Source organism: Moheibacter lacus (assembly GCF_014042165.1).
Classification (GTDB): domain Bacteria; phylum Bacteroidota; class Bacteroidia; order Flavobacteriales; family Weeksellaceae; genus Moheibacter; species Moheibacter lacus.
The window spans coordinates 1,143,648-1,167,633 of the sequence record NZ_JACDZE010000001.1; the positions used below are offsets into that span (position 1 = coordinate 1,143,648).

Consider the following 23,986-nt stretch of genomic DNA (forward strand, 5'->3'; position numbering starts at 1 on the left):
ATTCAATTCTGATATTCAAAAAATCTACACCATGAAACACCACTCATTCCAAATTCTCCCACCACTCATTTACCACTCATTTAAGTTTTTAAGTAGTTGAAAATAAATGATTTGATTATTAGCATTATAGTTCGTCTAAATATTTGCTTAATTCTATTTTTCGATTGGTCAAACCCAATTTTTTTCGCAATCTCGTTCGGGTATTTTCGACAGATTTGACAGAAGTTTTGGAAATATTGGAGATTTCCTTGGTTGACAAATTGAGTTTGATGAGTGCGCAAATTCGTTTGTCATAAGCGCTTAAATTGGGATGAAATTGGTTTAGTTTTTCATAAAATGAATCGTAAACATGGGAAAATCTCAAATCAAATTCTTCCCAATTATTTTGTGAAGAATTGGACTTTATTTTATTGACCAATTGATTTAAGGCCTTTTTGGTTTCGGACTGAATCGCCATCGATTGGATTTCTTTCAGGTCTTTGCGTACGATATTGATCAACTCAGACTGTTCTGTTTCTTTGATAGTTTTGGATGCCAATTCTTTATTTTTCAGTTCCAAAGCCAATTTCAACTCGTTTTCTTTCACTTCTTTTAATTCATTTTCCAATTTGGCTTTTACCAAACGGTTTTTATATCGGATCATAAATAAAATCAAGACCAATAATAAAATGGCTAACCCAAAAATAGCAACCAGAAATTTTAATTGTTTGCGGTTGTTTTTAATTTCCGCTTCTTGTTCTTTTATTTTATAATCATATCCGATTTTAAACTTTTCGATGTTGACGGCCTTTTCTTCTATGTTCAAACTATCACGCACTTGATCATATTTTTGAAAATACCGACCTGCATTTTTATAATCTTCATTGCCCAAATACGCTTGATACAGCGTTTTAAATATGTCTCTTTGGCTAAATCCGCCGATCGCAGGTTCCGCTTTTTCGGCCAATTTGGAAAAATGAATCGCCTTTTCAAATTCCTTGTTTTGAAGATAATGATCGGCCGTTGCTTGATAAACAAAACTAACTAGATTTGGTTCAGTAGCATCATTGATGAGGTTTAGTGCATTATTTAAATAAGTTTCGGCGATTTCGCCTTGGTTTAACTCATCATAACTACGCGCCAAATTGGTGTTAAGGTAGATTTCCAATTTGGGATTGGGGCTTTTCTTTAAATTTCCTAAAGAATAATTGAAAAAAATCAAAGCCGAATCGGTCTTTCCACTTGTCAAATATAGATTTCCAATGTTGTTCTCGATGCGAGCCAATTGATCAAATTGCTTAGTTGTCGCATAGCGTTTCCTTAGATTGTTAAAATAAAACAAGGCTTTTTCTTGGTTGTTCATTCGTGCATAAATGATTCCCAATTGACTTTCTATTTCCAGCTTGCGTTCATGATCCGTTTTTTCATAATAAGCCAATTCTTTTAACAAATAATCAATGGCGACATCAAAAGCATCCAAATCATAATAGATCAAAGAACCTTCTCTGTAGAAGGTTTTCCAATTCTCTTCTTGATCCATTTCTTCCGCTTTTTTTCGGGCGAGTTCTAAGTATTGTATGGCGCGAGAAGTATTGGAATACTTTAATTCGTCGGCGATTTTTAGGCTGATGTCAAACGAATTTTGATCCGTTTTTATCATGGCCAAACTGTCGAACAAAATATCGATGCGCTCTTGGCCTTGTGTTATCTGAATAGATAACAATTGAGATACAAAGAAAAAGGCTATATATAAGGCTGATTTTTTCAATTCACCTGAAATTCAAAATATAAATGTACGGCTTATTTATACATCGAACTCCCATCCAAATATTCCCAAACTTCATCAGGCAACATCGGTTGTATGTTTTTCTTTTCTTTTAAAGCTTGTCGGATAAAAGTGGAAGAAATTTCCATGATCGGTGCATCTATAAAATGAAACTTTTCATGATTTTCCCATTGCCCAGGTTCAGAACCGATTCTCGGATATACATATACCGAATAATTCTTCAAAATCTGTTCATGATTTTTCCATTTATGAAAGGATTTCAAATTGTCCATTCCCATAATCAAACTAAAATCATGCTCCGGATGTTTTTCCTTTAAAACTACAAGCGTATCGATTGTATAAGAAGGAATTGGTAAGTTAAATTCTATATTTGAAGCCATCAAATGAGGATAATTCTCAATCGCCAAATTCACCAAATGAAGCCTGTCATAATCATTGGCCAGACTGGCTTTTTCCTTAAATGGATTTTGAGGCGAAACCACAAACCAAACTTGATCCAAATCAGAAAATTGTTGCAAATGATTGGCAATCACCAAATGTCCGATGTGAATCGGGTTAAACGAACCAAAATATAAACCGATTTTCATACTGCGAATTTAGAAAAACTTCCATCACCTATCATCCAACTTCCATCATAATTTGGGTATCGCCTCTATCAATTCTTTCGTATAATTGGTTTTGGGATTGGCATAAATTTCATCAGCATCGCCCAATTCTTTTTGTTCGCCATGTTGCATCACTAGAAGTTGATCGCTCATGTATTTTACCACTGCCAAATCATGCGAAATGAAAATATAAGTCAATCCAAATTCTTCCTTCAAATCGTTCAATAAATTCAAAACCTGCGCCTGAACCGAAACATCCAAAGCCGAAACGCTTTCATCACAAATGATAAATTTTGGATTGACCGCCAATGCTCTTGCGATGCCGATTCGCTGACGTTGCCCACCGGAAAATTCGTGCGGATATTTCTTTAAATCATTTGAATTTAATCCAACTTTTACCAATAGTTCTGCCGCTTTTCCTAAACGCTCTTTTTTAGTCGTTCCGATTCCATGAACAACCATCGGAGTGATTAATATTTCGCCGATGTTCATTCTCGGATTTAAACTCGAATAAGGATCTTGAAAGATGATTTGAATTTCTTTTCTGAGTTTTCTGACTTCAGCTTTGGACAATTTGACGATGTCCTTTCCACGGTAGAAAATCTCCCCGGCTGTTGGTTTTTCGAGCAATAAAACCGTGCGGCTCAATGTCGTTTTTCCACTTCCGGACTCACCAACTAGTCCCAGAGTTTCACCCGGAAATACTTTGAAACTCACATCATCAACCGCTTTGACCGAAATTTCCTCCTTGCCGAAAAGAGAAGGTTTAGCATAAAAATATTTCGAAAGATTTTTTACTTCAAGAATCGGGGTTTGGTTGTAAATTTTTTCATGAAAAGCTTTTCTTTCTTTTTCCGAATAAATTTCAGATAGATGGTTTTCATCTTTCAAGAAATCCGAAATGGTCGGTAATTCATGATAGCGGACGTCCAATCTCGGTCGGCAAGCGATCAGTCCTTTTGTATAATTCTGTTTTGGATTTTCAAAAATCTCCAGAACACTGCCTTTTTCTACGATTTCACCTTTGTACATCACCACGACTTCATCGCAAACTTCCGAAATAACGCCCAAATCATGCGAAATGAATATGCAACTCAAACCGATTTCAACTTGCAATTTTTTGATCAACTCCAAAATCGTACGTTGCACCGTAACATCCAGCGCAGTTGTAGGTTCATCTGCAATCAGGATTTTTGGGTTGCAGGAAATCGCCATTGCGATCATCACCCTTTGGCGTTGTCCGCCGGAAAGCTCGTGTGGATAAGCACTGTACATCCTCTCGGGATTGGGTAAAAGCACCGTGTTAAAAAGTTCTATGACACGTTTTTTTGCCAAATTTTTATCCAATTTTAAATGCAATCGGATGGCTTCTTCCACTTGTTCTCCACAACGGATGCTCGGATTGAGTGAAGTCATCGGTTCTTGAAAAATCATGCCGATTTCATTTCCCCTGAATTTTCTTTTTTCTTCTGAATTTAATTTCAATAAATCGATGGTTTCAGAATCCGATTGGAATAAGATTTTGCTTTTATCCGAAATCTGGGCGGATTTGGGTAAAAGCCCCATCACTGCGAGTGAAGTGATGGATTTTCCTGAGCCGGATTCTCCTACAACACCGATTATTTTTCCCTTCGGTACGGCAAATGAAATGTTTTTTAAAATTTCATTCTCACCAAAAGAGAGCGATAGATTTTGTATGTCGAGAACATTTGGATTCAAAAGGAATATTTTTTACAAATTAAAACAAAATATAGGTATTTGGAAATCAGTGAAAAAATTTTATTTTTGCTTGAAAGGTTTTTGACAATTATTTCGAAATTATTTTTCGAGTCAAAAGTAAACAAATGTTTATAAGTTCCTTAAAACAAATAGATTGGATCTTGCCTTGTAATATTTTTTAAATGGACTCAGACCCGTTACTTTCTTTTATTTTTGCCACCGGTGTTCCCGGAGGTGGACTTGTTTCACATGATATTTCTATTTGGAAATTAATTCTTACGATCTTTTTGGTTTTACTCAACGGCTTTTTTGTAGCTGCAGAATTCGCCATTGTAAAAGTTCGGACTTCACAGATTGATGTTCGCACGGACTTGAGTCCGGTTGTGGCTAAAATGGCCAAAATGATTGTCAATAATTTGGATTCTTACCTCGCAGCAACTCAGCTGGGGATTACACTTGCTTCGCTTGGACTAGGTTTCGTGGGCGAAGGCGCCATTGCGCCTGTCATCGTCAAAATTTTTGATGGTTTTGGTTGGACTGGACCAGAGTGGGTAACCATTGCAAATAATACCGCCGTTTGGGGTGCTTTTGCAGTCATTACGGTGTTGCATATCGTTTTTGGTGAATTGGCACCCAAATCTTTGGCGATTCAGTTTCCTGCAAAAACGACCTTTTCAGTGGCTTGGCCGTTAAGGATTTTTTATGTGGTTTTTGGGCCGGTGATCTGGATGATGAATGGTTTGGCCAACTTTATTCTCAAAATTTTTGGTATACGTGCGATCCATGGATCAGAAATTCATTCGGAAGAAGAATTGAAAATGATTATTTCGGAAAGTCAGGAAGGTGGCGCCATCGAACAAACAGAACGTGATTTAATTCAGAATGTATTTGAATTTGATGACAGAAGAGTAAGTAATATTCAGACCTTGCGTAAAAATGTTTCAGCTGTGGAATTGGGAACGAGCGTAAGAGAAGCGATAGATTTTGCGATCAACGAAGGTTATTCGAGGTATCCGGTTTATGAAGAATCACTGGACAACATCAAAGGAATTCTCTATACCAAAGATTTGGTGAAATTAACGTTGGACAAACCAGAAGAGACGAGTTTTGCGGGGATTTTACGTAAGCCTTTATTTATTTCGGAGAGTTCTAAGATTAAAAATTTGTTGAAACAATTCCAGAAAAAACGTATCCAGTTAGCAATTGTGACTAACGAAATCGGTGAATTGACCGGAATCGTCAGTATGGAAGATATCCTAGAGGAATTGGTGGGTGAAATTCAGGACGAATATGACAACGAAGATCCAATTGTCGTAAATGTGGGCGAAGGCGTTTACTCGGTCGATGCACATAGTAATCTTTCTGATATCAACAGATATTTGCCGTATCGATTTGAGGAAAGCGAGCATTATGACACACTTTCCGGATTGTTGGCTGAACAATTTCCTGATAAAGAAATAAAAGCAGGCGATGTTTTGGACTTGAAAGATTATCAAGTGAAAATTATCAAAATGTACCGAAATTCAGTTGAGCGAGCGGAATTGACATTGACACATTTGACTGAGGAAGAAGAAGAGAATACCTAAATTAGAAATTAATCTATTTTCTTTCCAATAAATTTTCTCCTCTGAACTTTCTGAAAATCTGTGCAACGGTCAAAACATCCTTTTCACAATAAGTTTTAATTCTTCCCAAATCATGGTCGTCATAATAAACCGATGCGACTTGTGAGCCATCGATGTCGTCTTTGGGTGTAGGAATTCCGAGAACGGCGGCCAATAAGTTGAGCGAGGTATAATGTTTATAATCCCCAAATTTCCACAATTCCATCGTGTCCAAATGTGGAATTTCCCATGGTTTTTTTCCTTGTAAATCCAGTGCTGGAGGTAATTCTATTTCGTTGATGATCATGCGCCTTGCCATATAAGGAAAATCGAATTCTTTTCCGTTGTGCGCACAAAAAATAACGTTGGAATCAAAATATTTACCGTTGATCAATTCATTGAAATCTTTTAAAATCTGGCTTTCATTGTCACCATAAAAACTTTTGAGGTGAATTTTATCGTTTTCTACTATGATGCCGCATGAAATACAGATGATTTTTCCAAATTCAGCCAGAATCCCGGCGCGTTTTCCATAAAATTCTTCAGCGGTTTCATCTTCAGTCAATTGTTTGTCGATCTTTTTAGCCCATAAATCTTTCCATTCATCGGAAAGTTCTGACCAATTTCCAACTTCCGGAACTGTTTCAATGTCCAGAAATAGGACTTTCTGTGAGGGAATCTTTTTTAACATCTGTTTGTTGGTTTAAGAGGTTGTTTTCTTTGAGCATTTTCATGACTTCGTCTACAAAATAATAGGTGTCTGTGTCCAGAAATCCTTTGCCCAAATTGCGTTTGTCTTTTTCGTGTCCCAATCGTACGATCACCAAATTCTCACTTGGAATGACGATCACACGTTGCCCCAAATGTCCCATCAAACCATAAAAATTGGGTTGATGTTCGTAGTCTGTCCATATGGAATAGCCGTATCGAGCCGGTTCATTCTTTTTAAATGCTTTATAATTGGGTGTGACCATTTTCTCTACAAAAGCGGAATCGAGAATTTGTCTGCCGTTCCAGTTGCCTTTTTGCAACAGCAATTGTCCAAATTTGGCGAAATCCCGTACATTGGAATTCAAACAACAATAGGCTTTTTCCATCCCGTCTTTTCGGTCTTTGGACCAATAAGCATCTTGTTCCATGCCCATCGGTTGCCAGAATTCTTCTTGTAGATATTGTGACATACTGATGCCAACAGCTCTCTCCAAAACGATTCCGAGCAATTGCGTCGTTCCAGAAGTATAATCAAAATGTTTTCCCGGTGCTTTACTAAAGCCTTTTCCAAGCATTTGTTTTTCGATGTTGTCGCCATAATAGGCTTTGGCCGTATCGTCAAAAGGATGGTAATAGTCTTCAATCCAATCAAATCCTGATGTCATCGCAGATAAATCTCCGATCGTACATTTCTGCGCAAATTGATCGTCTTTGAATTCAGGTAAAAAGTCGGTAATCGATTGATCAAGTGATTGGATATACCCTTGTTCTATTGCCTTTCCAAGCAACATGGTCACGACAGATTTCGCCATGGAAAAAGAATTGGTGTGGCTTTCTGCTGAATATCCGTCCCAATAGTATTCCCAGAGCGCTTTTCCATCTTTCGCCACAAAAAAACCGATGGATTTGAATCGTTCCAATTCAGTTGTTAACGTATCTGTTAGTGGAATTTTATTGTAGAATTCATGTTCAAACCAAGGCTGAGGTTGTTTGGAAAGTACTATGTTGTAATCAAAATCTTTGAAATCATCGATGTTTGCTGTTTTTTTCCCTTGAAAATAAACCAATTGAACGCCTTTGATGACATGTTGGTTGCCGGTCAGATACAATAAACCAACTGCCAAAATGATCAAACCGCCGATGATTTGTAAAGTTCTTGTGAAAATTTTCCTAAATCTTGTCATAATGATGAATTCAACTGCAATTTAGAAAATTTATAGACGAATCAGAAGTTTTAATTTAATCTTCACATTATTTGAGAAAATGAGCCTTATATTTGGATTGAACATATTTAATAACAATTTAAAAAACCAAAATCATGGCATTTGAATTACCAAATTTACCCTATGCATTTGATGCGTTGGAACCTCACATAGATGCAAGAACGATGGAAATCCATCACGACAGACACCATAAAGGTTATACAGACAATCTGAACAAAGCGATTGAAGGAACAGATCTTGAAGGCGCTTCCATTGAAGAAATCTTGAAAAACGGTGTAGGAAATCCAGCCGTTCGTAACAATGGCGGCGGATATTACAACCACAATTTGTTTTGGGAAGTGATGAGTCCAAATGGAGGAGGAGCACCAACTGGAGCATTGGCAGAAGCAATTGATACTGCTTTTGGTTCATTTGATGCCTTTAAAGAAGAATTCTCCAAAGCTGCTGCAACACGTTTTGGATCGGGTTGGGCTTGGTTGGTCAAAAAAGATGGAAAATTGGCTGTTACTTCAACCCCAAATCAGGACAATCCTTTGATGCCGGTTGCTGAAGTTCAGGGAACGCCACTTTTAGGATTAGACGTATGGGAACATGCGTATTATTTGAACTACCAAAACAAACGTCCGGACTATATCGCTGCATTTTTCAATGTGGTGAATTGGGACAAAGTAGCGGAATTGTTTGCAAAATAATTAGATAGAAAGTAAAGCGTAAAAAGTAGAAGGAAATATTCTTTCTACTTTTTTGTTTAGATGTATATGAATAAAAGTTTAGCGCTATTGATCATCCTGATTTTTTGTAATGCTTGTCAAAATGAATCGGCTTCAAAAGAAGAAGTTCAAAATGTGTTGGCAGAAAATTTAAAATCAAATTTTATTACAGATGGATTTGATTTTCCGGTCGGAAAACCGGAGGGTGAAGGTTATTATGATGCGCAACATTTTGGAGAGAATGGTCATTTGGGTGAGGACTGGAATGGAAATGGTGGGGGAGATACGGATTTAGGTGATCCGGTTTATGCTGTCGCCAACGGAAAAGTGAGTTTCGCTGAAGATTTAAAAGGAGGTTGGGGAAAAGTGGTTCGGATCATTCATACATTGCCTTCAGGCGAACAAGTGGAGTCACTTTATGCACATTTTGACGAAATTTTTGTTCAATTGGATGAAGAAATTAAAAAAGGACAAAAAATAGGAACGATCGGAACGGCTGATGGTCAATACAAAGCACATCTGCATTTTGAAATCAGGGAAAAAATAGGGATGCCGTTAGGTAAGGGATATTCGGAGAAAATAGACGGTTATGTAAATCCTTCCAAATTTATTTATCGAAACAGAAATTAGTCGATATTTCAAAAAATACAGTTTACTTTGTACCTCATACATTGTACTTTGGAATATGGGAAAAATCATATTAGAAAACATCAGGATTTATTCTAATCACGGTTGTTTGGATGAAGAAGCGTTGATCGGTTCAGATTATGTAGTGGATTTGGAAATCGAGGCCGATTTGTCAAAATCTGCAGAAACAGACGAATTGGGTGATACGGTAGATTATGTTCATTTAAACAGAATCGTTAAAGAAGAAGTTTCCATCCGCTCCAAATTATTGGAAAAAGTAGCCGATAGGGTTTTGCAAAGAATTGGAAAAGAGATTTTTATGGTGCGTTTTGCCAGGGTGAAATTGTCCAAAATGAATCCGCCGATTGGAGGAAATGTTGAAAAAGTGAGCATCATCCTCGAAAAGAAATTTTCAGTTTAACCGAATTTTATATCTTTGCAGTCCTGAATAAGGAAAAGGGTTCCGTGGCCGAGTGGCTAGGCACCGGTCTGCAAAACCGTATACAGCGGTTCGAATCCGCTCGGAACCTCTTGATTTAAAAGCAATTAACTTTTTAGTTAGTTGCTTTTTTGTTACCCTTAAACCCCACAAGCGATCGTCATCACGCTGATTTTTACCTTTGGGAATTTAGCATGAATGAGGTTGACACAAGTCGAAATCGTCGCACCCGTCGTCAGCACATCATCCATGATGATAAAATGTCCTTCTAAATTTTGATTTGTCAATCCAAATGCGTTTTGGATAGAGTTCAGGCGTTTTTCACGGTTTTTGAAAACTTGGGAAGGATTATTTTCTACACGAATCAAAATGTCTTCTCGAACAGGAATTTGAAAATGTTCAGCCAAAGTTATGGCGTAGGGAAGGATTTGGTTGTAGCCTCGTTTTTTTAATTTTTTCGGATGAATGGGAATCGGAATGATTCCATCGAATTTTTTTAAATCTACATCAAAAATGGTCTTTTCGGCCAATAAATATCCGATTTCAGGATGATTGAGGTATTTGAGATGATGCAAGAGTTTTTGGGTGACGTTTTCATGTCGGAAAAACAACAAACTATGGGCAGATTGGATTTTACAAAAGGGTTTCAATTTCTCAAAAGCCAAATTATATTGGTCCATATTCCAATGTGTTAAAGGCAAATCGGCAGCACAAGTAACACAAAGTGGATTTCGCTGCGAAATGACCGAATCACAATTCAGACATCGTATCGGGAAAAATAAATCGAAAATAGACCGTCCTATTGCCAGTATTTCCATTAAATTTGTAATTGTTTTTGACAATTAAGTTAATGAATAAAGTTCGCGTCACCAAGTCTTTTACTTTTGAAACTGCTCATGCATTGTATGGGTATAATGGAAAGTGCAAAAATATCCATGGTCATTCCTACAAATTATATGTGACCGTAAAAGGCACACCGATTCAGGATCCAACCAACCCAAAATTTGGGATGGTCATCGATTTTGGTGACATCAAAAAAATAGTGAGAGCGGAAGTGGTGGATCAATTTGACCATACCATTTTGTTGAATATCAATTCACCTCATAAAGAATTGGGAGAGCATTTGTTGGCAGAAGGACATAAAGTGATATTTACGGAGTATCAACCTTCTTGTGAAAACATGCTTTTGGATATGGTGCAATTGATTCGTCCTCAGTTAGATGCTTCTATAGAGTTGATCTCTATGCGGCTTCATGAAACCGAAACATCTTATGCTGAATGGCTGGCGGAGGACAACAGATAAATATCCAACTTCAAGAAGGAAAAAAAGTATATTTTGCTTCAGACCAACATTTGGGAGCGCCAAATGATGAAGAAAGCCGAATCAGAGAATTAAGATTTGTCAATTGGTTGAACCAAATCAAGCCGGATTGTCAGGTATTATTTCTACTCGGGGATTTATTTGATTTTTGGTTTGAATACAAACAAGTTGTACCGCGTGGATTTGTGCGGATTTTGGGGAAATTGGCAGAATTATCAGATTCCGGAATCAAAATTTATTTTTTTACCGGCAACCATGATTTATGGATGCGGGATTATTTGGAAAAAGAAATCGGAATGGAAGTATTTCATGACCGAAAGCAATTTCAAATTAATCAAACCAAATTTTTCATCGCGCATGGAGATGGTTTAGGACCCGGAGACAAAGGATATAAACGCATGAAAAAGTTGTTCCGAAATAAAGTTGCCCAGTTTTTCTTTTACCTTTTGCATCCTGATTTCGCCGTTTGGTTGGGCATCAATATGTCGCTTAAAAACAAATTGATTTCAGGTGACGAAGATGTGAAATTCCTCGGTGAAGAAAAGGAATGGTTGGCGCAATATGCCCGTAGAAAGTTAGAAAAGGAACATTTTGACTATTTCGTATTTGGTCATCGGCATATGCCGATGGAAATTCAAGTAGGTGAAAATTCTTTTTACATGAATTTAGGTGATTGGGTGAATCACTTTACTTATGCGGTTTTTGATGGCGCAGAACTAAAATTAGAACGCGACGTTGCCCAATAAATCTTCGTAGATTTCTAATAAATTCTCCCAAAAATAAAATCCTAAGATCGTGGCTAAATAAAGCCAAAGTAGAACTTCTTTTACCGTATTGGATTTTTGGTATTGGGTAAATCTAGTGAGGAAAATAGCGAGTGGAAGACCTAAAAACGCCAAAGCATCAGTATTTTCTCCGGCAAATAAAATCAAGATAATGACCCAATTGGTGAAATAAAGAAAATTCAGAAAATATTTCTGGCGTTTGTTGATGTCTTGAGTTGCAGATTGAGCTAAATGATCCAACCAACTCAAAATGATAAGCAAACCGATGGGAATCAAACCCCAAATGGGGAAATCCCAAAAATCCATGCAAAATGCAGATTGATAGGAATTTATCCATTCGATTTGGCCGATTAAATACAGCAATTGGACGCCGACTATCAACGGTAAACTGATGCCGATTAGAAATAAAATAAATCCTTTTAAAGTTACGGACCGCATATATATGAAAAGGAACAATAGGAATCCGAAGAGCAAAAAACCAGGTGGAAAAAAGAAGCCTGAAATGCTTAAAAGGATGCCGACATCAAATAGAAATTTGGTATTTTCCGGACTTTGATCGGCTACAATCAGTCTCCAGAAAAGCAATGTGCTCATCAAAAGAGCAGCGGATAGTTTAAAATCGAGGGAAATTTCTGAAAAACAAAGCATCCAAATCAGAAAATACCAAAAGACCAATCCCTGGTGTTTAATCAGGGGTGAATTTTGATATAATAATAAGCTGACGAAGATGGAAATAAAAAACAAGAATATACCCGTAATGGATTGCCAATCAAAGGATAAGGTTTGTGTTTTGATGAAAAACAAAAGGATAAAAAGAATACCAAGAATAATTTGAGCGAAAAAAGACTTTCCAGAGAGTAATTTTACCAACATTTTTATAACTTTGTCCTCACTTATAGAAACAAAGATATGGGATTAATTACAGATTTTTGGTTTGGGTTTGCGAATTTATGCAGATGGTTTTTTGAAAACACTTTGGTGCCAATCGGACATGCTTTTGACTGGATTTTATTCATCGTCGGAATGGTGTTGATGGGATGGTGGTTAGTCAAACTGAAACAGTTCGGAAACGACAACGAGAAGGATTACGAAGGCTGGTAAGCCTTAATAAACGACCTAATTATTTTTATATAATTTGAATTCCTGTGAAGCGTAAATGACGGTTTGCAGGAATTTTTTATGGATGAAAGTTTCGTCAGATGGCGTTTTTATCTCCGAAAATCATCAATTTTCCGGTTTTATAAATGATAAACAAATCCAAAAGGAAAGACCAATTCCGGACATAGTAAATATCAGTTCTGATACGCATTTCCATGTCTTTGTCTGAATCCACCGCTCCTCGATATCCTTTTACCTGAGCCAATCCTGTAATACCGGGTTTTACATAGTGACGTAATGAATACTTCTTAATGATTTCAGCATAGACTTCATTTTCAGAGACCATATGCGGTCGAGGCCCTACGATGGACATTTCACCTTTTAGGACATTGATGAATTGCGGGAGTTCGTCCAGGCTGGTTTTTCTCAAGATTTTCCCAAGTTTGGTCACACGCGGGTCATTTCGCTCGGTTGGTTTTTTATTGTTGTCTTTGTCGTCACGCATGGTGCGGAATTTCAAACAATCGAATTCTTTTCCGTTCAGGCCATTTCGTTTTTGTTTGAAAAGAATGGGACTCCCTTGGGAAAAATAAACCATGATGGAAAGTAGTGGCAATAACCATGATAATAGGAAGAGAAAGACAATAAATGTAAAAGCAATGTCAAAAACTCTTTTGATGAATTGATTTAGGATGTTGTCGAGCGGATATTTTTTATAGGTTAAAATAGGGAAACTGTCGAGGTAATTGATTTCCAAACTCTGTTTGATCTCTAATGAAGAACTTGGGATGAAGCCAATTGGGATGTATTTGTTTTCCAATATATCGGTTACTTTACCGACCATTTTTTCATCCATTCCGTTGCCGAGCGAGATGTAGGCAAAATCGATTTCCTGGGTTTGCAAATATTGATTTAAAGAATTGAGATCCAATAAACTTTGATTTTCCTTTGGATTTTTAACGACAAAGATGTCTTTGATTTTTAATCCAAATTCGGCTTTTTTAACAAGTAAATCTTCCAAACCTTGGGAATTGTCATTGAACCCGAGCAAGATGACATTACGGAGGTTAAAGCCTTTTTTTCGATAGTATTTTAAGATGTTTTGAATGAGTAATCTACTGAAAAATAGGTAAATAAAAAGGATGCTTAAGAAATAAAATGATTCTATACTTGTATATAAACTCTCTTTTTTTCCTCCTGAAATAGCAAAAAGGATAATGGCAAATATGACCATTTGGAAAACAATTCTCCTCAAAATATCTAAAAACCGAGAAAACCGGAACCTATTGTATAATCCAACTTGTCCAGCGACTAAAAGCCAAAAGAGGATGATAAGGACTAAGGATTTATAATGAACTTTTGCGAATACTAAAAGACCGTGCAAAGATCTTTCCCAGCCTGAATCGTGAATAAAAAGGAATAGGAAAAAGAGTCCGATTAAAAATATTAGATCAATAAATGCTAAAAGTAAAATAGAATAAGGAGAATACCTTTTTTTTGACATTTTTTAAGAATTACAAATTATATTCACCTTTTCGCCCTTCACTTAAGGACAAAGATATTAAAAGCATTTCATTTAACTGTTAAGTAAAATCCTGATATTTTCTTTCTACATATGATTTAAACTTTTTCTCGAAATTATTTTTTGAAAATTTCAGGACATTTTCTCTGATTAACTCAGGGTCAAAAGACAATGACTCAAAATACAGAATTGCTTCTTTTATTTCATTTGAAACCGGATTTTTAAAATGGACCCCCGTTTTTTCATTTATAACCGTTTCTTTTGTTCCGCCTTTTCCAAGGCAGATTACCGGAGTTCCGCAAGCTTGGGCTTCAACCGGAACAATGCCAAAATCCTCGAGTGCTGCGAAAACAAATGCTTTCGCATTTTTTAAATAGGATTTTAGTTCATCATTTGAAATAAAGCCTACAAATTCAATATTGGGTTTGGCAATTTTTTTTATTTTTTCCAATTCAGGACCATCACCTGCCACAACTAATTTTTTATTAGGTATCTCATTAAATGCTTGAACAATTTGTTTGGTGTTTTTATAGGGAACCATGCGAGAAGCGGTAAAGTAAAATTCATCTTTTTCTTTTTGGAATTCAAAAAATGAAACGTCAACGGGAGGATATATTACTTCTGATTCTCTTCTGTATACTTTGTGTATTCTTTCAGCAATATAATTTGAGTTTGCTACAAAATGATCTACTCGGTTTGAGCTGATGATGTCCCAAGCACGTATTTTGTTTAACACGTATTTTGCATAAATTCCTTTTAATCCTTTGTTGAGATTAGCTGATTTTAAATAATCGTGGTACAAATCCCAAGCATAGCGCATAGGGGAATGACAATAACATATGTGTAATTGATCTTGATGAGTCAAAACACCTTTAGCAATTGACGAAGATGAGCTTATAACCAATTCAAATTCTGATAGATCAAATTGTTCAATTCCATATGGGAATAATTGTAAGAACTTTCGATGATTAGATTTTGCAGTAGGAAGTTTTTGAATAAAACTTGTGTGAACATTTGCTCCATTAAGAATATAGTCCCTGTCTGAATTTGTTAAAAAATCAGTAAGCGCATAATGTTCAAAATCATCCCACATAGAATTAATAGAACGAATTACTTTTTCGGCTCCTCCATTTACATAATACCAATCATGTACCAATGCTTTTTTCATAAAAATGGTGTTTTAAAAATGGTGTATTTTATAGATTAATAATCGATTGCTTCGATAATTTTCTTACGAAATACATCCGTTGAGAACTGATTTGCCTTTTCAGAAATATAGTGGGGGGGGGGGAGCTTTAGCGTTTCAAATGTACGTACAGCATTCGTAATCTCTTCAATCGATTGTTTGTTGTATAAATATCCGGTTACGCCATGTTTAATTGTTTCACCAGTTCCTCCGACTTTATAAGCAATTACGGGAGTTCCGGCAGATTGAGATTCCACTGCTGCAATTCCAAAATCTTCTATTCCTACATAAACAGAGGCTTTTGCCTTTTTCACATATTCGTATACTTTATCAGAAGATAGAAAACCGGGAAATTCAATATTGGTTTTTGCCATGGATTTAAATTGAGGCATCAACTCTCCATCGCCGATTAATATCAATTTTTTCTCTGGCATTTGATTAAAAGCTTTAATCAATAAATCAAATCGTTTCATTTTGGCAAAACGACCAACGGCTACATAATAGTTTTCTTTTTCAGGATAAAGCTGGAACAAAGATAAATTTACAGGAGGGTAAACGACAATAGAATCACGGTTATAATGTTTCTTAATCCATTCTTTTTGGAAATTAGAATTAGCGATTAATACATCAGGTTTTTGTGCACTTTTCACATCGTAAGCCCTTAAATAATTTACGAAAGGCTGAATCAAAAAACGAAAATTCCCAAAATAAATTTTCAATTGTTCTTCATCCCAAATGTATTTTAAATTTCGGGATTGGATATAAGAAATGTGTTTTTGATGAAAATTTGATTTATTTACTCCTTTGGCAATATTATGCGAAGAACTGATGATAACTTCTGCATTTTTGTCAATTCTAATTTGATTTACAAAATAGGGAAAAAACGGTAGCAAGTACCTAAAGTATTTACCGAAAAACTGTAATTGAGTAGTAATGATTTTAGGATTGTTTTTAAAGAATTTATGTTTTTCTTCCTCTTTTCTTATATCTGTTAAGGCATAATATTTTTCAAAATCAAAGATTTTGTCAATTTCTGTTATTACTTTTTCAGCACCTCCATATAAATCTAACCAATCGACAACTAAAACGTTTTTGCTCATAAAATAACCAGTTTCTTATAAAGGAAATCTACTAAATATTATCCTTTCTGAATTTAGTGAATTTTCAATCAAGTTTAAATCTTTAAAGTATCCAATGCAATTTTTCATATTTCTTTTGATCTTTTTAGACTCATAAACGAATCTTAGTAAAATTCAGACGAGCCCGCTCAATGGTTTCCTGTATATTGGATGGATAACGATAATTTCCTGCCAGTATGGACAGAATACCATCCGTAACTTCTCCTGCCGGTTTTTGAGCATCATAAACTCTTCGGTTCTCGTCATATCCGATGTCCATTAAAAAGTCTGCACATTTCCTATGGTACTCTATCAAAACAAATGGCACATTGGCGTAACATGCAAAAACCGAAGCGTGTAATCGTGTAGAAATGATAAAGTCACAGTTTTTAATTTCTTGCCATACTGATTTTACATTATTCATATAAGGAATAACAGAAATATTTTGTTGAGGCAGCTGCGAGATAATTTCTTTTGTAAGTTGTTCATCGCCTATTTTTTTATTACCATTGAAAATAAAGAATTTAAAATGAATTTCCGGATTTTCAGAGAGGAGTTTCAAGACATCTTTTACAAACTGATTTCTCCTATTTTCATTTTCTAAATCGCCATTGTGAAAACGCTCATAATTACATACACTGACACCGATCGTTTTCTTTTTAACCAATGGTTCTAAGGTGATTTTTTCCATATCACCAAAACATTCGGAAAGCAAAGCAGCTAGATCGAACGCCCGTATGGGTTCGTAATTTAAATCAAGTGACTTTGCATACTCAAAAGATTCTGAATCTCTTAAAGAAAGAAAACTTGACTTTTTCAGGTATTCAATCACTTTTTTTTCATCTTCTACGGATTGAAATGGTCCCAAAGAGACTCCGATGCTACCATGTTTTAAACTTTTATTCAAGATTCCCGCTTTTTCGGCAAAAATAATATCACTGAGAGGAGTGATTTTACTGAAAACGGAACCGCCGGCATTGATGAAATAATCAGCCGAAAGAGACTCTTTAAAAACTGAGAGTTTTTGAATAAGTCTGTTTGTATTATTTGTTGGATAAACATTTTTTATAGGTGTTAAAGAAATCGGTAAAGGATTTCCCGTAAAAAGGGCCGGGTTTTGATTATGCCAATAATATTGATTTCCCCACGAAGATATTTCTACAAAGGCATCGTCTCCTGTATTTTGGTATCCATAAAAACCGTTAAATATGATTTTCTTCATTTCTTGTAATCTTTTTCCTTTTTTGTAGATTAAGTATTTTTTATGAATTTCCTATAATAATAAACTAAGATTGCATTTGAACTTAAAAAAGAAATAAAAATGGCCAATGCTAACCCGATATCTCCTAAAAAAATAATCGCCATAGAGCCTATTATGATTAAGGCCAATGAGGCAAATAGATGTGTATAAAATAAGGGCGAAGTTATTTCTTTTGCTTTTAATGCCATAGCTAATGGCCTAGAATATACAGTAATAATTTGAGATACCCATATAATAAATATGATCCAAAAACCATTTCCATATTTTTCTTCATACACAAAATAATATACTCCGTAAACCAATGGTAGAGAAATGAAGAATAAACCTATAAGTGGTATGTTGAGATTTTTATAAAATTGATGAACCGTATCAGAGAGATTTTCAGTTTTTTGCGAAAATAATGGAATATAATAACTCTCCATAGCAGCGAGAAGAATGGTAAATAAGCCTAATAAGTTTTGAATGCTTCTCACCTTAGCTGTTCCCAACTCGTCTACTCCCAATGCATCTCCCAATATAAAAACACCTTGGCTGTAAACCCAGAATAGTATACCTCCTGCTATAATCCACTTAGAGTAAACGTAATGTTCTTTAAAAATTTTAGCAAAGGTTTTGATTTTGTTGTTATTTGGCTGCTTTGGATGATTGACAACTCCTCCCCATTTAATAAGACTAAATGCCGTAATGCAGATGGCTCCTAAATAACTGATGGAATATAAAGTCAAAATAAGATTTAAGGATAATTCATTTGAAAAATAAAAAGTTAAAGCGAAAAATGACCCAACTAAAAAAATGGATGAAACAACGTTCGCATGAAAACAAATGACCTTACTTGCGAAAATTGTCTTTTTCAGTAAGTCGTTTACAATCATCCCCAAACTGAGGCCTAAGAATGCCCATAAATTTACATTTTTCACCTGAATATTAATAAAATAGCGACAAATAAAGTTTATCGCAAAAGTTCCAATTATGGCTAAAATAAGTAATGAAATTATATAAATTAATAGATTGGATTTCCATTTTTTAGGGATAAAAACTAAAACTGGAGAAGAAATGAAATAGGAAATAAAGATAAATACAAAACTTGCATAGCTGTAAACCAGTACAAAATCAGCAAATACTGAAACCGAAGCCAATTTGGATAGCAAAAATACGGCTCCAAAACTTAACAATGAAACGAGCGATTGATCAATTAGTATTAAAAATTTATCTTGAAATAGATCATTTACTTTCACAGAAATAAATTTATGCTTGTCCAGAGTTTTTTTATTCGGGCTAAGGTAAATAAATTTGGAGACTTATAGGAGTTTAGACTTTTTATATGCGAAAAATCAAAATTCTTTTTTTTAACCTCATTTTGCTTTTTTTCACCAATTGTGTGGGGCTTTTACCGTATTCCCAAAATTCGATGAAAGAAAAATCAAATATTTTAAACCCTAATGAACCCATTATTTGGGGCATAAATGGTCATCCGGTAACCTCAAAAGATTATTTAAAAATAAGTATAGATCAACAACTTCAAATTCTTCAACAACATCAGATAAGTTATTATAGATTTGATGTACGACTTGATTTAGAAGGAAATGTTGTATGGTATGAAAATGAGTTTGAGGAGTTGTTAAAAAAGTCCCAATCCTATCAAATTGAATTAATGCCGGTAATCCTTATTAATTTGTTTTTTGATGATTACCAAATAACAGAAGAAGAGGCTTTTCTAAGAGGTCAAAGGCAAATGAAAGGATTTGTCAGTAAATATGGTCAAAATATCGATGTTTATGCTTTAGGGAATGAACAGGATCTCCGCTTGCTTAAAAATGATAGCACAGGGCTTTACCCATCAGATTATGAGGTTGATAAATTTAAAATTGTAGCTGCCTATTTTAAAGGGATGATAAGTGGAATCAAACAGGTAAATCCAAATTCAAAAACTATCATCAACAGCTCTAATGGGCTATATTTCGGTTATTATCAGCTTTTAGAAGATTATCAAATAGATTACGATATCATCGGCTATCAATGGTATTCCTTTTCTTATGGATCTGAAAAAATTTTTGCAGATGCTATAATGGATTTATACAGTCAATTCAAAAAACCGATTTGGGTAACCGAAATCAATCGAACTCATGGGAGTTTAGAGGATGATAACAATGATCAGTCTTATTTGATGGATTCGTTTATGCGGACTTTAAATTTAATTCCGGAAATAAAAGCTTTTTTTATTTACGAATTATTTGATGAGCCGTCACTTAAGGGTTTACATAAAGAGTTTGAACAGTCTCAATATGGAATTTTCAAGTGGAATGGTTCAAATAAAATTGAACCTAAACCAGTGTCTGATGTTGTCAAACTTAATATTGAAGAAAAGAAAAATGGTTCTGAAAATTATGTTTTTTCCGTTTTTCAAAAATTGCTTTTGAAAGAACCTTCAAAGGATGAATTGGATTTTTGGAGCAAGCAATTTGAGTCTGCCAATTCAATGGAATCATTTTTAGAACTTTTTTTATCGGAACAACAAGTTTATTTTGAAAAAGTACTATCTCTTAATCGATCAGCAAAAGAAAGAAAAGAAATCAGTGGAGTAAAAACGGACCAAGTTTATGAACAATATTTAAACCGTTTGCCCAATCCCGTTGAAAAAAGGTTTTGGGTGAGTAAGCTGTCAACGAAAAGCCCTATTTTTGATATTCATCGGACAATTTTATTGTCAGAAGAATTTTGGGTAAACGCCATGCGAAATGGTTATGAAAGAAATTCGGGGTTTAAATTTAATAACTAGATAATTCTTGGTCAGAGGGTGTTTTAATCATACTCAGAATAGATAGAACGACTCCAAACATCATGGCTCCGAGCTGACGGCTCAGAACATTTTCAAAAATACAAAATAAAAACAAGGCTAAAACCAAAGCAAAGGAAACATAATTTTTATATTGGCTTTTGAAAAGCATGACAAATATGATCAAAAAAACGATTAAGGAAAAAATCCCACTGCTTAAATAGAAATTTATAAATTGATTGTGGGAATTAAACCGACTTTTCACAAAAAACTTTCGATGTTCTTCATTTAAGAAGTTTTCATGGGTTAAGTAACAATCTTCAAGTTGGTTGATTGAGTTTTTGAAACCTAAGCCCATCCAAGTTGCTGAATTAGATTTCACAATTTTAGCTGAACACTGCCAAATATGGGATCTGGGTTCCAGTAAGATTATTTTCTGAATTTCGAGTTTGTCCTGTTCAAATCCTGCTGTTAAACGACTGATAAAATTAGGGTTGAGAACTCCCGCAAAAGCCATAACAACAATTCCTCCTAAAGAAATCAAAAGCGTCCGTTTTTTATTTTTGGCATAAAAAACAGCAACACCTATTATGATGAGTAGAGATAAAATTGAAAGCCTTGCGGAAATAAATAAAATGAATATGCAGAAAATGAGACACAATAAGTAATGGAAGATTTTTATCCTTTTTTTTCGTTGATATCTGACCAAATACAGACATACACAAAAGGAAACCAAATAGATGAAACCCAAATAAGGTCTTTCACCCATCAGTAATTCATTGACTTTTGCGCCAACATCCAGATTCAGGTTTTGATAGGAATTATAGTGAAGTCCTAATTTTATAACAGAAAGTAACAATAAACTCGTAGAGCCGATTAGAAATGCATATAGGGGAGGCATATTGTTTTTAATAGGAATTGAAAGAAATAAAATAACGGGAATTGTAATTATTTTAGTTAAAAATGAAAAATCTTCCCATCTATTCCAAACAAGAATTCCGATTAAAATTATTAAAATCAACCCTGTAAATAAAAAGATAATTTTATTGTTCTCCTTTTTCCAATCTTCTTTTTTAACGACAAATGGAAAGCAAGCAAGTAGTATTCCCAATATTATATTGGGTGCTGCTTGAAAATGTTCCGTAAATGGAATCACAGCAAAGAAAAGAGAAAATATGAAATTGTATATTTTGTTTAATTGTTTCAATGGTTACTCAAGTTAAGAGTTATAATAAAATTAATTTAAATAGGGAGGATTTTTCAGATTGAATTCTTTTTTTGATTTAATTTCAAAATAAATTGCGTTTGGTTACGATCAAAAATCTTCTGAAAAATTTCAGCAAAGAGAAAGAAGAAAAAGCCAGATATTCCCAAAAATTTATGTCCTTATCTTTATATAGTATTTTAAAATTGCTCAATTCTCCTTTTTCCATTTTCCAAATATTTTGAGAAAGTCCAGATTCACCATAAGGATTCTTATCCAATACACAAAAAGCTAATATTTCATTTAAGCAAATAGCTTTATAGTTTTTAGTTATTTTCAGCCAAACCATATAATCTTCTGAATGTTTCTGATCTGGATTAAAGGGAAATTCCTCAAGAACTTTTTTCTCAGCAAATACAGTTGGTGTTTCAAAATAATTTTTAATAAAGCTTTGTTTGAAGTTAATTTCTTGATAAGGAACTGAATCAGGCAGTTTCTTTTTTTTATATGCGCAGGAAATCAATTTTACATTTTTTTCCTTGTGAAAAATAGCAACTTGTTTTTCTAATTTGGTTTTATCCCAATAATCATCTGAGTCTAAAAATGCAATCCAATTGGTATTGGCCATTTTGACACCGATATTTCTTGCGACTGAAGGCCCAGAATTTTTACCGGTACTCGTAAGTTTTATTTCAATTAAATGATTATTATATTTTTGGATATCTTTTAAAACTTCCCAAGTATTATCTGTAGAACAATCATCGATAAGAATAATTTCGTCTGCTTTGTAGGTTTGATTAATTACGGATTCAATACACTTATTAATTGTTTTAGATGCATTGTAACATGGTATAACAACAGTTATTTTTAACTCTGTAGTTTGTGTCATTTGATTTGATTTGAAATATCTTTTCTGAAATCTAATCTACATTTTATTAATAATATAAGACAAAGCCAAAATCCATATTGTTTAAAGTGGTCAACTTGTAACCAATTTATTGATAGTCCAATAAATGAAAGTAGTAAAATTACACCTATGAATCGATATTGATTAGAAGAAAATTTCCAGTATAGGAGAGAGTAGTATATCGTTAAGAATAAGAGGCTTAACCAAATAATTATTCCAATTAGACCTAATTCTGCTATTACACGTATGTGAAAATTATAGATTGGAGGAAAGGATTTGAGATTTTGATTTTTGTAAAATAGATCATATTCATAATTATTTACAGTAGCCCAATAGGGGTAATGATCTCTTGAATGATAGGTTAGCTGCCCTATTCCTACTCCGGTGATTGGATTTTCTTTAAATACCTGTATAGCAGCGTATTGCATGCCGAATCTTGACTTGTTTGATACATTTTTTGTTAGGTTTTTGGAGAAATTTATGCGATCTGTTTTTTCATAAAAGGTATTAATTATTTGCTCAGACTTAAACAATGTAAGGAGGAAGATCAAAACTACTCCATATTTTAAAATTCTGATCGTGCCTGCTCTAAACCTAATATCATATATGAAAAGGAATAATAGTACTAATAATTGCACTGATATAATAATTAGTGCCGACCTAGAATCTGAAAAGAATAATAAAACTAAGATGACCCCTAAAGGGATATATTTATATACCTTTTTTTCAGTAAATATATAACTAACCATCCATGGCAGGATTGTGAGTAAATATGTGCCCAAAGCAGGGATTTCAAATGTAATTGATGAAATTCCAAGTCTTCTTCCTATGCTTAAACTGGTGTTAACAAAAGGGAATATATCAAATGATTCTAATACAGGAATTAGGAAACTCATTCCAAAGAAAACAATGGCTATTTCTATAAAACCATATACTGATACAAAAATGAAACTAAAGAGAAAAATTTTCCGAATGAAAAGAAATATATTCATGACAGAGTAGTTCTTTATCACATTCCAAAATAATATCGTGAAGATTACAGCAGAAATTAACATGGAAATACTCTGTCTTATATATCTGCTTATCCCGGAAGTGTGTTTGAAATAACTGGTAGAAATCGTCTCGAAATTGATTAATGCTGATAAAACCGTCCAGAGAATAAAACAAATTAATAGGATAGACAAAGAGTTTCTGTATGGAAAACTAAATTTTCCCTTTATGCCACTTTCTATAATTACAAAAACAAATCCTATCAAAAAGAAATAAGTTGCCGACTCATCGCTATATTCACCCAGAAAAGACATTCCTTCAAATTCATTAAAAGGAATAAAAAACACCCCTAGTGCAAATAATATTGTATATATTTTACGAAGTGACAAATCAGGTGAATTTATGACATATAGAGAAT

Annotated in this window: 23 protein-coding genes and 1 tRNA gene; 9 read left to right on the top strand and 15 right to left on the bottom strand. The window is 34.4% G+C overall.

The annotated features are described in order from the left end of the window. Window positions 1-124 precede the first annotated feature (124 nt). From HU137_RS05280 to HU137_RS05290, 3 genes are read right to left on the bottom strand one after another with little or no spacing between them, the layout of a single operon-like run. The gene (locus HU137_RS05280; protein ID WP_182042748.1) at window positions 125-1,747 is read right to left on the bottom strand and encodes a tetratricopeptide repeat protein; all 1,623 of its coding nucleotides are present in this window, start codon (window positions 1,745-1,747) and stop codon (window positions 125-127) included. 32 nt (window positions 1,748-1,779) lie between these two features. Next, on the bottom strand, window positions 1,780-2,352 hold the full coding sequence (nadD, locus tag HU137_RS05285; RefSeq protein WP_182042749.1) for a nicotinate (nicotinamide) nucleotide adenylyltransferase: 573 nt from the start codon (window positions 2,350-2,352) through the stop codon (window positions 1,780-1,782). 45 nt (window positions 2,353-2,397) lie between these two features. Beyond that, window positions 2,398-4,089, bottom strand: coding sequence for an ABC transporter ATP-binding protein (locus tag HU137_RS05290; RefSeq protein WP_182042750.1), 1,692 nt, complete (start codon window positions 4,087-4,089; stop codon window positions 2,398-2,400). 182 nt (window positions 4,090-4,271) lie between these two features. Between HU137_RS05290 and HU137_RS05295 the strand changes: the two genes are divergently transcribed. Continuing rightward, window positions 4,272-5,675 carry a hemolysin family protein gene (locus tag HU137_RS05295; RefSeq protein WP_182042751.1) on the top strand — a complete coding sequence of 468 codons (1,404 nt, stop codon included), beginning with the start codon at window positions 4,272-4,274 and terminating at the stop codon, window positions 5,673-5,675. A gap of 13 nt (window positions 5,676-5,688) precedes the next feature. Here HU137_RS05295 and HU137_RS05300 read toward each other — a convergent pair whose 3' ends face one another. Then, the gene (locus HU137_RS05300; RefSeq protein ID WP_182042752.1) at window positions 5,689-6,384 is read right to left on the bottom strand and encodes a 3'-5' exonuclease; all 696 of its coding nucleotides are present in this window, start codon (window positions 6,382-6,384) and stop codon (window positions 5,689-5,691) included. Continuing rightward, the gene (locus tag HU137_RS05305) at window positions 6,338-7,588 is read right to left on the bottom strand and encodes a serine hydrolase domain-containing protein (RefSeq protein ID WP_182042753.1); all 1,251 of its coding nucleotides are present in this window, start codon (window positions 7,586-7,588) and stop codon (window positions 6,338-6,340) included. Before HU137_RS05305 ends, HU137_RS05300 begins: the two co-directional genes overlap by 47 nt. 134 nt (window positions 7,589-7,722) lie before the next feature. Here HU137_RS05305 and HU137_RS05310 point away from each other — a divergent pair, with 134 nt between their 5' ends. The 4 genes from HU137_RS05310 to HU137_RS05325 all read left to right on the top strand — a co-directional run bounded on the left by HU137_RS05310 (window position 7,723) and on the right by HU137_RS05325 (window position 9,494). Next, the gene (locus HU137_RS05310; RefSeq protein ID WP_220457176.1) at window positions 7,723-8,319 is read left to right on the top strand and encodes a superoxide dismutase; all 597 of its coding nucleotides are present in this window, start codon (window positions 7,723-7,725) and stop codon (window positions 8,317-8,319) included. Between the two features lie 66 nt (window positions 8,320-8,385). Then, window positions 8,386-8,967: a murein hydrolase activator EnvC family protein gene (locus HU137_RS05315; protein ID WP_182042754.1), complete on the top strand. Its 582-nt coding sequence runs from the start codon at window positions 8,386-8,388 to the stop codon at window positions 8,965-8,967. 55 nt (window positions 8,968-9,022) lie between these two features. After that, entirely contained in the window at window positions 9,023-9,385 is a 363-nt protein-coding gene (gene folB / locus HU137_RS05320; protein WP_182042755.1) for a dihydroneopterin aldolase, read from the top strand. A 38-nt stretch (window positions 9,386-9,423) separates the two neighbouring features. Next, window positions 9,424-9,494, top strand: a tRNA-Cys gene (locus tag HU137_RS05325). Window positions 9,495-9,543: 49 nt separating this feature from the next. Here the strand turns inward: HU137_RS05325 and HU137_RS05330 are convergent. Beyond that, a complete protein-coding gene (locus HU137_RS05330) occupies window positions 9,544-10,221 on the bottom strand; it encodes a ComF family protein (RefSeq protein WP_182042756.1) in 678 nt (225 codons plus the stop codon). A 32-nt stretch (window positions 10,222-10,253) separates the two neighbouring features. Between HU137_RS05330 and HU137_RS05335 the strand changes: the two genes are divergently transcribed. Both HU137_RS05335 and HU137_RS05340 read left to right on the top strand, forming a co-directional pair. Continuing rightward, window positions 10,254-10,706 (top strand): 6-pyruvoyl trahydropterin synthase family protein, encoded by a 453-nt coding sequence (locus HU137_RS05335; protein WP_182042757.1) that lies wholly within the window; start codon window positions 10,254-10,256, stop codon window positions 10,704-10,706. Next, on the top strand, window positions 10,682-11,470 hold the full coding sequence (locus tag HU137_RS05340) for a UDP-2,3-diacylglucosamine diphosphatase (RefSeq protein ID WP_220457177.1): 789 nt from the start codon (window positions 10,682-10,684) through the stop codon (window positions 11,468-11,470). The genes HU137_RS05335 and HU137_RS05340 overlap by 25 nt, the downstream gene beginning before the upstream one ends. On the opposite strand, the gene HU137_RS05345 is transcribed toward HU137_RS05340, so the two are convergent. After that, entirely contained in the window at window positions 11,447-12,382 is a 936-nt protein-coding gene (locus HU137_RS05345; RefSeq protein ID WP_246361480.1) for a DUF6427 family protein, read from the bottom strand. The genes HU137_RS05340 and HU137_RS05345 overlap by 24 nt on opposite strands. A 36-nt stretch (window positions 12,383-12,418) precedes the next feature. On the opposite strand from HU137_RS05345, the gene HU137_RS05350 reads away from it, so the two are divergent. Continuing rightward, on the top strand, window positions 12,419-12,610 hold the full coding sequence (locus tag HU137_RS05350; protein ID WP_182042759.1) for a hypothetical protein: 192 nt from the start codon (window positions 12,419-12,421) through the stop codon (window positions 12,608-12,610). A gap of 94 nt (window positions 12,611-12,704) precedes the next feature. On the opposite strand, the gene HU137_RS05355 is transcribed toward HU137_RS05350, so the two are convergent. The 5 genes from HU137_RS05355 to HU137_RS05375 form a co-directional block, all read right to left on the bottom strand. After that, entirely contained in the window at window positions 12,705-14,111 is a 1,407-nt protein-coding gene (locus HU137_RS05355) for an exopolysaccharide biosynthesis polyprenyl glycosylphosphotransferase (RefSeq protein ID WP_182042760.1), read from the bottom strand. 79 nt (window positions 14,112-14,190) lie between these two features. Beyond that, window positions 14,191-15,297: a glycosyltransferase gene (locus HU137_RS05360; protein WP_182042761.1), complete on the bottom strand. Its 1,107-nt coding sequence runs from the start codon at window positions 15,295-15,297 to the stop codon at window positions 14,191-14,193. 35 nt (window positions 15,298-15,332) lie between these two features. After that, window positions 15,333-16,415, bottom strand: coding sequence for a glycosyltransferase (locus HU137_RS05365; protein WP_182042762.1), 1,083 nt, complete (start codon window positions 16,413-16,415; stop codon window positions 15,333-15,335). 130 nt (window positions 16,416-16,545) lie between these two features. Then, the gene (locus tag HU137_RS05370) at window positions 16,546-17,655 is read right to left on the bottom strand and encodes a polysaccharide pyruvyl transferase family protein (protein WP_182042763.1); all 1,110 of its coding nucleotides are present in this window, start codon (window positions 17,653-17,655) and stop codon (window positions 16,546-16,548) included. A gap of 29 nt (window positions 17,656-17,684) precedes the next feature. Continuing rightward, window positions 17,685-18,929 carry a polysaccharide biosynthesis protein gene (locus HU137_RS05375; protein WP_182042764.1) on the bottom strand — a complete coding sequence of 415 codons (1,245 nt, stop codon included), beginning with the start codon at window positions 18,927-18,929 and terminating at the stop codon, window positions 17,685-17,687. Window positions 18,930-19,102: 173 nt separating this feature from the next. On the opposite strand from HU137_RS05375, the gene HU137_RS05380 reads away from it, so the two are divergent. Then, window positions 19,103-20,470, top strand: a complete 1,368-nt coding sequence (locus tag HU137_RS05380) for a glycosyl hydrolase 53 family protein (protein ID WP_182042765.1) — start codon at window positions 19,103-19,105, stop codon at window positions 20,468-20,470. Here HU137_RS05380 and HU137_RS05385 read toward each other — a convergent pair. The 3 genes from HU137_RS05385 to HU137_RS05395 all read right to left on the bottom strand — a co-directional run bounded on the left by HU137_RS05385 (window position 20,460) and on the right by HU137_RS05395 (window position 23,957). Further along, the gene (locus HU137_RS05385) at window positions 20,460-21,368 is read right to left on the bottom strand and encodes an O-antigen ligase family protein (protein WP_182042766.1); all 909 of its coding nucleotides are present in this window, start codon (window positions 21,366-21,368) and stop codon (window positions 20,460-20,462) included. The genes HU137_RS05380 and HU137_RS05385 overlap by 11 nt on opposite strands. A gap of 388 nt (window positions 21,369-21,756) precedes the next feature. After that, complete coding sequence (locus HU137_RS05390) at window positions 21,757-22,560, bottom strand: glycosyltransferase family 2 protein (RefSeq protein ID WP_182042767.1); 804 nt, start codon at window positions 22,558-22,560, stop codon at window positions 21,757-21,759. Next, entirely contained in the window at window positions 22,557-23,957 is a 1,401-nt protein-coding gene (locus HU137_RS05395) for an O-antigen ligase family protein (RefSeq protein ID WP_182042768.1), read from the bottom strand. The genes HU137_RS05390 and HU137_RS05395 overlap by 4 nt, the downstream gene beginning before the upstream one ends. Window positions 23,958-23,986 lie beyond the last annotated feature (29 nt).